The organism is Pseudomonas sp. KBN12P06040, from assembly GCF_037574965.1.
Classification (GTDB): Bacteria; Pseudomonadota; Gammaproteobacteria; order Pseudomonadales; family Pseudomonadaceae; genus Pseudomonas; species Pseudomonas aeruginosa.
Window position 1 is genome coordinate 1,854,367 of record NZ_JBBELS010000001.1, and the last position, 14,704, is coordinate 1,869,070.

Consider the following 14,704-nt stretch of genomic DNA (forward strand, 5'->3'; position numbering starts at 1 on the left):
GCGAGCCACGGCGAGCTGCCCGTGCCGTGGCCGCGCGATGAATGCACGACGGCGACTCATGCCGCCGACGAACCGAAGCCCTGGTCGGCGCCTTCGGGCAGCACCGTCACGCAGTGGGCGAACAGGTTCGAAGCGCTGCGCACCACGGTCAGCCCGCACTCGGCGAGCAGGGCGTGGAGGCAGGCGCGCGAATACGAGCGCGAGTAGAAGCCGTCGCTGCCGGTGAACACGGTGCCGTCGTCCCGCGCGTGCAGCTCCAGGCCCTGCACCCCGCAACGGCGGTAGTAGCTCTGGCGGACGCGGGTGGCCTCGGCGCTGTCGCCGAACACCGAAACCACCGCCGCCACGCTGCGCTCGGCGAGGGAGTCGAGCAGCCGTTTCGGCTCGCGGAAGTTGCCCAGCAGGTTGAACGGCAGCAGGTAGAGTGCGCGCGAGCCGACCGAGGCACCGCGCCTGGTGTGGTTGAGGATGTCGTCGACCACCGTGTCCGCGCGATCGCTCATGCCCTCGCGCTCGATCCGCGTGCGCAGCGTCTCGATCGCCCGCTGGTCGAGGTCGACGCCGAGATAGCGGGCATTGAGCAGGCGCGCGATTTCCAGCGCCCGGCCGTCGTAGCAGCCTAGCTCGACCAGTGCGTCGCAGCGCAGGTAGGCCATCGCCTCGAAGGTCATCAGGCTTTCCATTTGCAACAACGGCAGCACGTCGTCCGGAAAGTTGGCCAGGGTCATTATCGTCCTCGGTCCGAACTCCAGCTCGTAGAAAGCCGACTCCCGATGCGTCCCGATCGTGAGATCCATGTTCTGACTCACCTCTTCCTCCAGCGAATCTCGCTCTGGTGTTGGTTGATCGAAGGCGATGCGCGTTCCCATGTCCCGGCACCGCCTTCGCCTGGCAGAGAAGCGACGGAACGCCGGCGTTCGCTGGCCTCAGGCGGCGCGGTGCTTCTCGACCAGTTGGAACAGTTCGTCCACCGTTTCCAGCAGGTCGAGTTCGTCGTCGACCCCGGTGACGCCGAACTCCTTGCGCAGCTTCAGCGACAGCTCGCTGACCACCAGCGAATCGAAAGCCAGGTCTTCCATCCTGCTGTCCCGGCTGATTTCCTCCTTCGGCACGCCGCTGGCGACGCTGAGCACGGTGAGGAGATGGTCTTCCATGTCGTTGGGCATTGTTCTTCCCTCTTCAGTCCATTGTCGGAACGATCTTCGGCCAGCGCAGGGCGACCGAACCCCAGGTCAGTCCGGCACCGAAACCGGTGAGGACCATGTTGCCGCCGTCGTGCAGGATGCCTTGGCGCAGGCCGTGGGCCAGGGCCAGGGGAATCGAGGCGGCGACGGTATTGCCCACCTCGGCGATGTTGCTCACCACCCGCTCGACGGGAAGGTCGAGCTGGTCGGCGACCGCCGCGAGGATGCGTGTGTTGGCCTGGTGCGGGACCAGGTGATGGAGGTCCGAAGCTTGCCAGCCGACCCGGTCGAGCACCCGCCGCACCGAGTCGCTCATCTGCGTCACCGCCTGGCCGAACACTGCCTTGCCGTCCATCCGGAAGTAGTTGGAGGCCTGTCCGGAACTGCGTTCGGCGCGACTGACGGCGGGGGTCATCAGCAGGTCGAACTGGTGGCCGTCGCTGCCGAGGTCGAAGGCCAGCAGCGCGCCTTCTTCCTCGGCATCGCCGGCACGCAGCACCACCGCTCCGGCGCCGTCGCCGAACAGTGCGCGGGTCGAGCGATCGGCGGGGTCGAGGGTATGGCTGAAAGTGTCCACCCCGACCAGCAGCGCGCTGTCCGCCAGCCCGGCGCTGATCAGCGAGCCGACGCTGGCCAGGCCGTAGACGAAGCCGGTGCAGGCGGCGGACAGGTCGAACGCGAGCGCGCCGACCAACCCCAGGCGCGCTGCGACCCTGGGCGCGGTGGCCGGGCAGCAGAAGTCGCCGGTGCTGGTTGCCAGCACCACCGCGTCGACTCGCTCCAGCCCCGCCGAGGCGAGCGCGGCGGAGGCCGCCCGCAGGGCCAGGTCGCCGCTGCCGAGGTCGCCGGCGATATGCCGCTGGCGCACGCCGGTGCGGCTGCTGATCCAGGCGTCGGAAGTGTCCAGCTCGGCGGCGAGCATGTCGTTGCTGAGCACGGCCTCGGGCAGGTAGCTGCCCAGGCCGCAGACCACGGCGGCGCGCGGCATGGCTCAGGCTCCCTGGACGATCTTGGCGGCGGCCTCGACCCCGCCCAGGGCCTCGAGGTGCCGCAGCGGATTCCAGAAGTCGCGGTAGAGCAGGATCTGTCCGTCGCGGGTGCGCAGCACCGAGATGTAGTCCTGCGCCAGCTTGCCGCCGGAAACGGTGGCCACGCCGTCGCCATGGAATTCGCCGATGGCCAGGTCGGGGTCGGCGGTCTCGTAGAACTGCACGTCGGTGAAGCGCACGGTCAGGTGCTCGGGAAACAGGCGCATGTGCGCCCAGATGGTTTCGCGGCCCTCGAAGCGGGTCTTCCAGCCCGGCGGGGCGTAGGGGAATTCGAGTACGCCTTCCGGATGGAACAGGTCGCACCAGCCACGGGCATCGCCGTTTTCCAGGAGGCGCAGGCTGTGGACGAGAATTTCCTTGGCATTCATTGGGCGATCCTCTCGATCGGGTTGGCGTGGGAGGCGGTGTTCGCCGGGGCGCTGCATCCGGTGCGCACCGGCACGCTGATCAGGGCGCGGAGGAAGGTGATCGGCAGCCACTGCAGCTCCGCGTGGGGCACCGCCAACTGGAGGTCGGGGAAGCGCGCGAGCAGGCGCTGGATGGCGATCCGCCCCTCCAGCCGGGCCAGCGAGGCGCCGACGCAGTAGTGCACGCCGAAGCCGTAGCCGAGATGGCCATCGGTGTTGCGGGTAAGGTCGAGGCGGTCGGGATCGTCGAAGCGCTCGGCGTCGTGGTTGGCGGTCAGGTTGGAGACCAGGATGTATTCGCCGGCGGGAATGGTGACCCCGTCCAGTTCTACGTCTTCCACGGTGAAGCGCAACATCGAGGCGCGCACCGGGCTGTCGTGGCGGACCAGTTCTTCCATGGCGTTGGGCAGGAGTTCCGGCTGCGCCCGCAGCAACGCCAGTTGCTCCGGGTTGACCAGCAGGGTGACCAGCGCGTTGCCGATCATGTTCATGGTGGTCTCGAAGCCGCTCATCATCAGCAGGTGGGCCATGGAGACGAGTTCCGCCTCGCTCAGCTGGCCGCTCTCGTCGGCGGCCTGCACCAGCCCGCTGTAGACGTCGTCGGCCGGCTGCCGGCGCTTGGCCTCGAGCAGCACGCGCAGGTAGTCGACCTGCGCATCGGCCAGGGCCTGGGCCTCCTCCGGCGACAGCAGTTCCGCCTGGCGCTCCCAGGACTGGCGGGCGTGTTCGCGCTCGGCCTCGGGAATGCCCAGTAGCTCGAAGATCACCGCGATGGTCAGCGGGATCGCGAAGTCGGCCATCAGGTCGGCCTGTTCGCGGCCGGCCATGGCGTCCAGCAATTCCTCGGTGATCCGTTCTATATGCGGTTGCAGGCGCTCCACCTGGCGCGGGGTGAACGCGCGGCCGACCAGCGAGCGCAGGCGGGTATGGTCCGGCGGGTCGAGGTTGAGCATGTGGTGGCTGAGTCCCTCGCCGATCCCCGCGCGCGGGCTGCCGGTACGCTTCGCGTAGAGTTCGGCGGCCTGCCGGGCGTCGCGGCGGACGCCCGGATGGTTGAGGACCTTGCGCGCGTCGCGGTAGCGCGTCACCACCCACACCGGATGCTCGGCGGCGCGATGCGCGGGACGCGGCGCGCCGTCCACCTGCAGGCCGTCGTAGAGCGCGTGCAGTGGCGAGATCAGTTCCTCGCCCAGTCTCAGTTTGCGATCAGGCACGTTGCTCCTCCTTCGCCGCCGGGGCGGCGGTGACGATGGGGCGGAACATCCCGTCGATCACGCTATCGGGCAGCAGCCGCGCCAGCAGGGTGCCGCGGCGCACGTCGGCGCCCACCCGGTAGCGGGTCCGCGGCTTGGCCGCGGTGAGCGCGGCATGCACCGCGGCGGCGACGTCGGCGGGCTTGGTCGCGCTGTTGCGCGCGCCGTCCTCGTTGGCCTGGAGGAAGCGCAGGTAGGTATCGCGATAGAGGTCGGCGACGGCGTCGGGGGCGTCGGCCAGGGCGCGCTCGCCCTCGCTGGCGATCTTGCCCCAGATCGGCGTCCAGATCGCCCCGGGGCTGACCACCGAGACCTGGATGCCCATGGGCGCCAGCTCGCGGCGCAGGGCGTCGCTCACTCCCTCCTTGGCGAACTGCGCGGCGGAGTAGGCGCCCAGGTAGGGAATGGCGACCGAGCCGAGGCCCGAGGTGACGTTCACCAGGCGCGCCGCGCCGCCACGGCGCAGCAGCGGCAGGATTGCCCGGGTCACCGCGAGCTGGCCGATCAGGTTGACTTCCAGCTGGCGCCGCAGCAGGTCGCTGGAGACGCATTCCAGCGGCGCGGAAATGCAGATCCCGGCGTTGTTCACCAGGCCCCAGAGCCCGGTATCGCCGACTTTCTCCGCCACCTGCGCGGCGGCCCGGCCAATGGATTCCTCGTCGGTGACATCGATCAGCAGCGTGCTGATCCGGCCGGACGGGCAGGCGTTCGCCAGGCGCTCGCCATCCTCCTGGCGGCGCACCCCGGCGATCACCTGGAAACCCTGTTCGGCCAGGTGCAGCGCGGTTTCCCGGCCGAGGCCGCTGGAGGCGCCGGTGATCAGTACGTGGCGGCCCTGGGGCGAGAGAGGTTTGCTGGTGAATAACATGTCATTGCTCCTCGAGGGCGGATCGTTGGGGGGCGTGGATCGCCGACAGCAGGGTGCCCAGGCAATCTTCGGCCAGGCGTTCGGCGCGTTCGCCGGGGACCGCTTCGTCGATATAGGTGAAGTTCCAGAACAGCCGGCCATGGCTGGAGTTGATGGCGGCCACGAAGTAGCCGTTCACCGAGATGCCGGTGAGGAACTGCGCGTCGGAGAGGCGCAAGGCGCCGATCCGCTCGGGGAACGGATAGCGACCGATGTTGGAGGAGCACAGGTTGATCGGCCCTTCGGCTTCCATGAAGGCCATGAATGGCCGCGCGTCGGCCATGCAGCGCGGCGCAGCGCTGGCGACCAGGGTGACCAGGTTGAAATGATGGCCCTGGCGACGGCGTTCGCCGAGGTCGTCGGTGAGCGCGCGGGCGACCTCCCAGAACGGTCGGGCGATGTCCAGCACCACCGGTACCGTGGCGACGTAGGTGCCTACTTCGTCGGGGCGCACCGGCGGCTCCAGTTCGTCGCGGAAGTCGATCGGCGAGCCGATGGCGATGTGGCTCGGGCGGCGCTGGTGGTCGTGGCCGGCGGCGATGGCCAGCGCCGCGGTCAGCGCGCCGTGTACCGTGGTGCCGTGTTCGCGGGCGCGTCGTTGCAGCTGTTCCAGCTGCGCGCCGTCCAGCTCCCGGTGCAGCAGGCGGGTACGCCGCGCTTCCAGCGGCACCGGGTTGCTCGGCTCGATCCGGCCCGGGCGGTGGCGGCCGACCAGCGCTTCGTCCCGGGCGGTCTGCTCGGCCAGGCGCGCCGCGCCTTCGTCGCCGGTGAAGCGGCGCGGACGCAGATCCTCCGCCGGCGGCAGGGCGCTGGCGGTCCAGGGTTGCGCGGCGGGGTCGGCGGCCAGGGTCAGCCATTGTTCGGCGAGGGTCAGCACGGTAGTGCCGTCGGCGATGATGTGCGGTACCACGACCAGCAGGTCGTGGGCGCCGGCGTCGGTGGCGATCGCCACGGTACGGATCAGTGGCCCGCTGTCCGGATCGATGCGTTCCGGCAATTCGCGCTCGTTGATTTCCCGCAGCCATTGCTCCTCGCCACCACCGCGCACCTCGCGCAGCGGGATGGGCCGCTCGCAGGGCACCCAGCGCGGGTCGAGCCCGGCATCGTGCTCGATCCGCGCGCGCAGCAGCGGATGCCGCGCCTGCAGCGCGTCGAGGCCGCGGCGCAGGTCGTCGATGGACAACTGGCCATGGACCCGCACCCGGGAAATCACGTTCAGCGCGGAGAACTGGTCGCTGAGCCAGTACCAGCGTTCCACCGCGGACAGCGGGCGTCGTATCTCGGCCATCATTCGACTCCTGGGAAGGTCAGTGCCAGTTCGTTCTGCCGGGCGAAGGTTCGCTCCGGAGCGAAGCGGAAGTAGAGATCGCGGGCGACGGTGCGCAGCGGATGCTCCAACTGCTCGATGCGGCTCAGCGCCCGCGAGGTCTCGACCATCGCCCTGGCGCGGTCGCGACGGCGGTTCTCGTAGGCGCGCAGGGCGGCTTGCGGGTCGTCGATGGTGGCCAGGCAGTGGGCCAGCACCGCGGCGTCTTCGATGGCGATGGCGGCGCCCTGGCCGAGGCTGGTCAGCATCGGATGCGCGGCATCGCCGAGCAGGGTCACCGGGCCGTCGCCCCAGCGCTCCAGGAACGGTCGGTCCTGGGCCGGCAGGCTGCTGATGTCGGCCTCCGGGGTCGCCTCGATGACCGCCTGCACTTCGTCGGCCCAGCCGGCGTAGAGGCGCTGGATGCCCGCCTTGCCGCCGCGCCAGTCCTTCGCCTGTTCGGCCGGCATGTTGCGGGTGCCCCACCAATAGACGTTGCCTTCGCCGATGTCGGCGAGACCGAAGCGCTGCCCACGGCCCCAGTAATGGGCGACGTAGCCCGGCGTCACCTTCGGATGGCGGAACGCCGGCGTGGCGCGCCAGATCACGTAGTGCCAGTCGGTGGGACGCTCCGGGCCGGTCATGGTGGCGCGGATCGCCGAGTTGAAGCCGTCCGCGCCGATCAGCACGTCGGCGTGCACTTCGCGGCCGTCGCTGCAGAGCACGGTGACGCCTTCGCCGTCGGCGTGGCGCAGGTAGCCGGTGGCGCTCACGCCCAGTTCGATGCGGCAGTCGCGGGCCTGTTCCAGCAGCGCCTGCTGCAGGCTTGCGCGGTGGATCGCCAGGCTCGGCTGGCCGAGCTGACGGGCCAGGCCGCCGAAGTCGATGGCGCGGATCGGTCGCCCGCGCCGGGTGAGGAACCGTAGCGAGTCGAAGGCCTGGGCGCGGGTAAGGTCAGGGCGCACGCCGACCCTCTCCAGGGCGGTCAGCGCGTTGGGCATCAGCGACAGCGCCGAGCCGACCGCGCGCAGTTCCCTGGCCCGCTCGTAGAGTTCGACCTCGAAGCCGGCGGCCTTCAGGCAGGCGGCCGCGGCGAGCCCGCCGATGCCGGCGCCGGCGATGACGATCTTCAGGGGGTGTCTGCTCATGGGCGGGTCCGTTCGCTGGAGGTGGAGGGTTCGAGCAACGCGGCGATCTCTGCCGCGACCGTCTCGACATAGGGTTCTTTCATCAGCACCAGGTGGTCGCCGGGTACGTCGATCACATCGAGGCGGCCGCTGGTCCAGTGCTGCCAGCCGTTCTTCGGGTCGCCGTAGTGGGTGCCGGCGGCGTCGTGCATCGGCTTCAGCGCCAGCGGCAGCGGGCCGTCCGCGCGCAGCAGGGTCATGTCCTGGTCGCTGACTTCCGGGCGATAGCCGATGAGTGCCTGCCAGCTCGCCCGGAACAGCTCGTAGAGCCGCTGCACGGTGGCGCGCGGGGTGCCGGCGGGAAGTACGCCGGCCTCGATGGCGCGTTCGACGATGTGGTCGAGTTTCTGCTCCAGGCTCGCGCCTTCAGGCAGCGGCTCGACCTCCTCGTCGCTGCGCTCGAACCAGACCAGTTCCCAGTAGAAGAACAGCAGCAGGGCTTCGTCGCTGGCGCTGCCGGCGTGGTTGCGGTCGACGGTGATGGAGTCGAGCACGATCAGTTGGGCGACCGCCTGCGGGTCGAGCGCGCGCAGTTGCCGGGCCATCTCGTAGGCGACGAAGCCGCCGAACGACCAGCCGCCGAGGTAATAGGGGCCTTCCGGCTGCACCCGGCGGATCGCCGCGAGGTAACTGGCGGCGATGTCCTCGAGGACCGCCAGCGGCGTACTGCCCTGGCCGGTGCCGGCCGCCTGCAGGGCATATACCGGCTGGTCCGGCGGCAGTGCGCGGACCAGCGGCAGGTAGCAGAGTACGTGGCCGCCGAGCGGGTGGACGAGGAACAGCGGCGGGCGGCTGCCGCCGGCACGGATCGGTACCAGCGGGTCGAAGGCGCGCACCGCCGAGCGTTCCCGCAGGCGTTCGGCCAGGCCCTCCACGGTCGGCGTCTCGATCAGCGCGGCCATCGGCAGGTCGACGCCATAGCGCTTCTCGATCAGCAGCATGAAGCGCATCGCGCTGAGCGAGGTGCCGCCGAGGTCGAAGAAGCTGTCGCGGATGCCTACCCGGGGACGATCCAGCAACTCGCCGAGGAGTCCGGCCAGGGTGCGCTCGTAGTCGTCGCGCGGGGCCAGGTACTCGATGTTCGACCCGTGCTCCAGCGGCAGCGCGCGCAGGGCGGCGTCGTCGCGCTTGCCGCTGGGAGTGAGGGCGAAGCCGTCGACCCAGGCGAAGTGCGCCGGCACCATGTGTTCCGGCAGTTCGCTGCGCAGCGCTTGCTTCAGTTCGGCGAGATCCACCGCCTCGGGCTCGCCGAGCAGGAAGGCAGCGAGGAATGCATCGTTGCCCTGGCGCTCGCGAGCCACCACCGCCGCGCCGCGCAGGCCCGGCTGGCGCTCGGCCTGGCGCATGATCGCCAGCTCGACCTCGGCCGGCTCGATGCGGAAGCCGCGGACCTTGACCTGGGTATCGGCGCGGCCGAGCCAGACGATCTCGCCGTTGCCGAGGATGCGACCGAGGTCGCCGGTGCGGTAGAGCCTGGCGCCGGGGCGCCAGGGATGTTCGACGAAGCGCTCGGCGGTGAGTTCGGGGGCGCGGTGGTAGCCGCGCGCGAGGCAGTCGCCGCCGAAGTACAGCTCGCCGGTAACGCCGACCGGTACCGGGCGCAGCGCGGCGTCGAGCACCTGCACCTCGACCCCGTCCAGCGGCCGGCCGATCGGCGGCAGGTCCGGGTAGTGCGCCGGATCGCCGCTCAGCGAGTGGTAGGTGACCTGGTGCGTCTCGGTGGGACCGTACTGGTTCTCCAGCAGCAGCCCGGGCATCGCCGCGCAGAACGTGCGGACGTCTTCGGTGATGCGCAACTGCTCGCCGGAGGACACCACCACGCGCAGGGCGCTGGGGCGTACGCCCAGGGTGTTGGAGGCCTCGGCGAGGCGTTGCAGGGCGACGAAGGGCAACAGCACGCGCTGGACCTGGCGGCGTTCGAGAACATGCAGCAGCGCGGAGGGGTCCATCCGCTCGCGGTTGGAGATGAGTTGCAGCTCGCCGCCGCCGCACAGCGTGGAGAAGATCTCCTGGAAGGCCATGTCGAAGCTCAGCGGCGCGAACTGCAGGGTGCGCAGCCCCGGTACGCCGCTGGCGACGCGCAATTGCCACTGGGTGTAGTTGGCCCACATCCGGTGGCTAAGCTCGACGCCCTTCGGCCGCCCGGTGGAACCGGAGGTGAACAGCAGCATGGCCAGCTCGTCGAGCTGCGGCGCGGCGAAGGTCTCGGGCTCGATGTCGGCGACCAGTTCCTCTACCGGCAGCACCCGTTCCGCCGCGGCGACATGGGCGTGCTCGGGATGCGCGACCACCCGGAACGGCTGTGCGGTCTCCAGGATCAGCGCCAGGCGCTGCGCGGGATAGCTGACGTCCAGCGGCACGCAGACCAGGCCGGCGCGCAGGATGCCCCAGATCGTCGCGATCATCTCCGGCGAACGGTTCAGCGCCACTCCGATCGCATCGCCGCGGCGCGCGCCGGCGCGGACCAGGCGGGTGGCCACGCAGCGCGCCACATGGTCGAGGTCGCGATAGGTCCAGCGTTGCTCCTCGAAGGCCAGCGCGGCGCTGCCCGGCAGCGCCTCGACCTGGCGTTCGAACAGGCTGACGACGTCGACCAGCGGCTCGGGCTGGGAAGCGGCGTCGCGGCGAGGGGCGAGGAAGGCGAAGTCGGCGGCTTCGTCGGGATGCTCGGCGAGGCGCCACAGGAGCTCGACGAAGGTCGCGCCGATCAGCGCGGCCTGGCTGCGGCTGATGCCGCGGCCGTCGCTGTCGATGCGCAGGTACATGCCGTCGCTGGGCGTGGCGATCACGTTGACCAGCAGGGCGAAGTTGGTTTCTTCCCAGACGCGGAAGTCGCGCAATTGCCACAGCGGTTCGAGGACATGCAGGTTGACGTAGTTGAAGGCGCTGCTCAGTTCGTCGCCGACGATCTGCTGGATGGCGCTGAGCGGATAGCGGCGGTGGGCGTGTCCGTCGCGCTCCTGGCGGAACAGCGCATCGGCTACCTCGATCCAGCTACACCCGGCAATCTCCGAGCGGACCGGCACGGTATTCAGGAACAGGCCGACCATGCGGTCGGCGTCGGGCAGTTCGGGGCGGCCGTTGCTGATCGCGCCGGTGACCACGCTGTCGCTGCGGGAGAACAGATGCAGGGTCAGGCAATGGGCGGCGAGCAGCAGCGACTTCAACGGCAGTCCGCGTTGCGCCGCAGTGGCCTTGAGTCGTTCGAGCAGCCCGTCCGGCAGCGCTTCGCGATGGCTGGCCGGACCTTGCGCGGCTTGCGGCTCGTGGGCGCCGAAGCCGTCGAGGCGGGTCATCCTCGCGCCCTCCAGCAGCCCGGTCCAGTACCCCACGGCGGCCGGCGAAGCCAGCGCGGCCAGCTCCTCGCGGACATGGCAGGCCAGCGCCGGCGCGGGGCCCGGCAGCGGCTCGCCACGGTAGGCGGCGACCAGCGCGACGATCAGGTTGGCCACGCTCCAGCCGTCGAGGATCGCATGGTGGAAGCTGAACACCAGGTCCAGGCCGTCCTCGCGGACGAACGCGGCGAACAGGAACAGCCCGGGCTGTTGCAGCGAATAGCGATGGAAGCGGCGTTGGCGGATGTGCTCGTCGAGCACCGTCCCGGCCTCCGGGTTGCCGCGCAGGTCCAGGAGCAGCGGTTCGCTGCGCGCCTGGGCATGCACCAGTTGCAGCGGTTCGGATGCGCCGCTGAGGTCGAACGACGAACGCAGCGCGGGATAGGCGGCGACCACCCGGTCCAGCGCGTGGCGGAACGCGGCTTCGTCCCAGGCCAGGTCGAAGCGGTAGTGGAACACGTCGTGGTAGACCGACGAGTCGGGGCGCTGGCGGCTATGGAAGAGCAGGCCGAGACTCAGCCGGCTGGTCGGGAAGGCGTCCTCCAGCCCTTCCAGGCGCGGCTTGTCGACTTCGGAAACCAGTTCGAACGGCTGGTAGCTTCGCTCCGCGAGCGGACGCACCAGGCGCTCGGCAAGACCCGCCACCGTCGGGTTGCGCATCAGGTCGGCGAGTTCGAAGCCCAGGCCGCGCCGCTGTGCGGCGGCGCGGATGCGCAGCATCAGGATCGAGTCGCCGCCGAGGGCGTAGAAGTCGTCGTGCACGCCGACCTCCGCCACGCCGAGGATATCGGCCCACACCGCCGCCAGTTCGGCCTCGGTCGCCGTGCGCGGCGCAACCGCCGCCACCTGTTCCGGCGGTGCCGGCAGTTGCCGGCGGTCGAGCTTGCCGTTGGCGCTGAGCGGGAGGCTGTCGATGCGCACGAAGAAGGCCGGCAGCATGAAGTCCGGCAGCGTCGCCGAAAGTCCGGCGCGCAATTGACCGGGGTCGAGTTCCGCCGCAGCCACGTAGTAGCCGACCAGGTGCGTGCCGCGTACCGCCGAATCGCGTGCCACGACCGCGGCGTCGCGTACGCCGGGAAGCGCGGCGAGGCGGTCGCGTACTTCGTCGGGTTCGACCCGGTTGCCGCGGATCTTCACCTGGTCGTCGGCGCGGCCGAGGTATTCGAGGTTGCCGTCGGCCAGCCAGCGGGCCAGGTCGCCGGTACGGTAGAGACGGCCGCCGGCGACGAAGGGGTCGGCGAGGAAGCGGTCGGCGTTCAGCTCCGGCCGGTTCAGGTAGCCGCGGGCGACGCCGACGCCTCCTATATATAGCTCGCCGACGGCGCCGAGGGGCTGCGGCCTGAGCGCGCGGTCGAGGACGTACAGGCGCAGGTTGTCGATCGGCCGGCCGATCGGGACCCGCGTGGGGTTGTCGCTGGCGCATTCATGGTCGGACACGTCGACGGTGGCCTCGGTCGGTCCGTACAGGTTGACCAGTCGCACGGCGTCGCCGAACAGCCGGCGGAAGCGCGCGACCTGCAACGGCGCGAGGGCTTCGCCGCTGCAGAACACCAGGCGCAGCGAGCTTGCCGCCGCGCGGGCGGTCGGGTCGCCGTCGAGCAGGTCGAGGAACGGCGTCAGCATCGACGGCACGAAGTGGATGACCGTGACCGCGTCGCGCTGGATGCTCCGCAGCATTTCCCGCGGGTCCTTCTCGGCGCCGGGCGGCAACAGCGACAGGCGGGCGCCGGTGAAGCTCCACCAGAACAGTTCCCAGACGGATACGTCGAACGTCACCGGAGTCTTTTGCAGAAGCACGTCGCGTTCGCCGATCGGATAACGACGCTGCATCCAGTTCAGGCGGTTGACCACCGAGCGGTGTTCGACCATCACGCCCTTGGGCACGCCGGTCGAACCGGAGGTATAGATGACATAGGCCAGGTCGCTGGGCGCCACGTTGGCCGCCGGCAGGTCGCCGGTGCTCTGCGGCAGGCGTTCGAGGTGCAGCACGCGCGTCTCGCCGAGGCTCTCGCCGAGTGTCGCCGCGCGTTCGTCCACCAGCACCACGCGGGCGCCGCAGTCTTCCAGCAGCAGGCGGACGCGCTCCAGGGGATGGTCGGGATTGATCGGCACATAGGCGCCGCCGGCGCGCTGCACGCCGAGGATCGCCGGCAGCAGGTGGGGACCGCGGGCGACCAGTAGTGCTACCCGCTCGTCGGCGCTAACACCCGCTGCGCGCAAGGCGTCGGCCACGGCCTGGACCTTGGCGTCCAGCTCGGCATAGCTGAGCGTGCCGCCGTCGGCTTCCAGCAGCGCGGTGCGTTGCGGGGTGCGTGCCACCTGCTCGGCGAACAGCGTGGGCAGGGTAGCCTGCTCGGGGAATGCCTGGTCGGTGGCGTTGCGGGTGTGGATCAGTTCCTCGCGCTCGGCGGCCGACAGCGGATCGAGTTCGCCGAGGCGGCGCTCGCCGCCCTCCACCAGGGCGCGCAGGAAGGTTTCGATATGCCGCGCCGCGGCGTCCATGGGGAAGTCGGCGTCGAACACATCGCAGGCGTATTCGAAATCCACCTGCGCGTCGCTGTGCCCGTCGAACTCGGAGACCCAGATGGCCAACGCGTCCGGGTCATGGGCGTGGGTCTGCGCCACGGTCTCGACGCTGGCGTTCGGGATCGCCTGGGCGGCGGGCCAGCGCATGTAGGAAAGGGTGGTGTCGAACAGTGGCGAGGCGCCGCGCAACAGGTCGCCGAGGGGCATCTTCTGGTGGCGCAGCAGCGTCCGGGTCGCCTCGCGCAACTGCGCCAGGAATTCGTCGACGGTCTGTTCCGGCGCGGTGCGGATGCGTAGCGGCAGGGTATTGGCGAAGTGCCCGACCACTTGCTTGGCCGCGCGGTCGGCGCGGTTCAGCACCGGTACGCCGAGGACCACGTCGTCGTTCTGGTGGATCCGCGCCAGGTACAGCGCCACGGCGGCGGAGAGGAACAGGAAGGGCGATTCGCCGCGATCGCGGATCGCGTCGAGCAGCGCGCGTTCCAGCGTCAGCCTGTGGCGCGCGGTGCGGCGCAGCCCGGCCGGGCGGCTGCGGGTGAAGAGGGCCGGCTCCAGGCCCTCCAGGGCCTCGGCGAAATAGGCGCGGTCGCCGCGGTACTGTTCCGAACCGGAGTAGTCGTCGGTCTCGAGCTGCGCCAGGAGGGAAGCCGTCGGCATCTGCGCCTGCGGCTCGCCTAGCTCGCCCAGGTAGCCGGCGCGCACCCGGCTGAGGAATAGCTGCAGGCCCCAGGCGTCGCTGACGATATGGTGGGTGCGCACGTAGACGTAGAGCGCCTGGTCGCTATGCAGCAGGGCCAGGTCCACCAGGCTGCGGCCGTCCAGCGGGTAGGCGTGACGGAAGGCGTCGCGCAGCCAGGATCGCACGGCGGCCTCGGGGTCGCGGTCGGCGCGCAGGTCGACGTGGCGCGCCTCGAACTCGGCATCCGCGTCCAGCCACTGGTACGGCGTACCGTCCGTCTCGCTGAGGCGCAGGCGGAACGCCTCGGTGTCTCGCGCCGCCTGCAGCAGCGCCCGTTCCAGGGCCTGGGTATCGACCTCGCCGGTGAAGCGGTCGTAGCTGAAGATGGTGTACTGGTCGAGTTCCGGAAACTGCGCGGCGGCGACCCAGATGTCCCGTTGGTAGGGTGATAGCGGCAAGCGAGCGAAACGAACCATCCCTGCGTCCTCTTCAACAATCCATCGATTCGGCGAACACGGGCACCGCACGCCTCGCCGGACAGGTTCCACCCGTCGACGGTTCAGCGCGCCGTAGCCAGCGTGGTTGGCAGGGAAGCGGCGGCACCCGAAGCAAGAGCGGGGTGTACTATTACTTTTGGCAGGCTCGAAGAAATAGCTGTTAATTCTTGCAGGGTAATCGCGTTGTTAACTGTTAATTCTGGTAGGTATTTACGAGGCAACTTACAAATCTGTTAGGTTCCGGGAAACGTGCGTCGCGGCCCTGCATGGCTATGCTTCACGAGATTACCTTCGCCGGTCTTTTCGAAGTTGAAGCAAGCCTTTCGAAAGTGTCTGGCTGATGCATAATGGGCCGCTCGGAAGAGGCGCATTAA

General features: G+C 69.8%; 9 protein-coding genes. All 9 read right to left on the minus strand.

Going from position 1 to position 14,704, the window contains the following annotated elements; translation table 11 throughout:
* Positions 1–56: 56 nt before the first annotated feature.
* A complete protein-coding gene (locus VQ067_RS08770) occupies positions 57–809 on the minus strand; it encodes an SAM-dependent methyltransferase (protein ID WP_003130295.1) in 753 nt (250 codons plus the stop codon).
* A 117-nt stretch (positions 810–926) separates the two neighbouring features.
* Positions 927–1,166, minus strand: a complete 240-nt coding sequence (locus VQ067_RS08775) for an acyl carrier protein (protein WP_003106204.1) — start codon at positions 1,164–1,166, stop codon at positions 927–929.
* Between the two features lie 13 nt (positions 1,167–1,179).
* Positions 1,180–2,172 (minus strand): beta-ketoacyl-ACP synthase III, encoded by a 993-nt coding sequence (locus tag VQ067_RS08780; RefSeq protein ID WP_003130297.1) that lies wholly within the window; start codon positions 2,170–2,172, stop codon positions 1,180–1,182.
* 3 nt (positions 2,173–2,175) lie between these two features.
* Positions 2,176–2,601, minus strand: a complete 426-nt coding sequence (locus VQ067_RS08785) for a nuclear transport factor 2 family protein (RefSeq protein ID WP_003091711.1) — start codon at positions 2,599–2,601, stop codon at positions 2,176–2,178.
* Positions 2,598–3,854, minus strand: coding sequence for a cytochrome P450 family protein (locus tag VQ067_RS08790; RefSeq protein WP_003091710.1), 1,257 nt, complete (start codon positions 3,852–3,854; stop codon positions 2,598–2,600). The genes VQ067_RS08785 and VQ067_RS08790 overlap by 4 nt, the downstream gene beginning before the upstream one ends.
* Positions 3,847–4,761, minus strand: coding sequence for an SDR family NAD(P)-dependent oxidoreductase (locus VQ067_RS08795; protein WP_003106196.1), 915 nt, complete (start codon positions 4,759–4,761; stop codon positions 3,847–3,849). Before VQ067_RS08795 ends, VQ067_RS08790 begins: the two co-directional genes overlap by 8 nt.
* A 1-nt stretch (position 4,762) precedes the next feature.
* Positions 4,763–6,091 (minus strand): condensation domain-containing protein, encoded by a 1,329-nt coding sequence (locus VQ067_RS08800; protein WP_023434528.1) that lies wholly within the window; start codon positions 6,089–6,091, stop codon positions 4,763–4,765.
* Positions 6,088–7,254: an FAD-dependent oxidoreductase gene (locus VQ067_RS08805; RefSeq protein ID WP_003091709.1), complete on the minus strand. Its 1,167-nt coding sequence runs from the start codon at positions 7,252–7,254 to the stop codon at positions 6,088–6,090. Before VQ067_RS08805 ends, VQ067_RS08800 begins: the two co-directional genes overlap by 4 nt.
* Positions 7,251–14,309: an amino acid adenylation domain-containing protein gene (locus VQ067_RS08810; protein ID WP_033990729.1), complete on the minus strand. Its 7,059-nt coding sequence runs from the start codon at positions 14,307–14,309 to the stop codon at positions 7,251–7,253. Before VQ067_RS08810 ends, VQ067_RS08805 begins: the two co-directional genes overlap by 4 nt.
* Positions 14,310–14,704 lie beyond the last annotated feature (395 nt).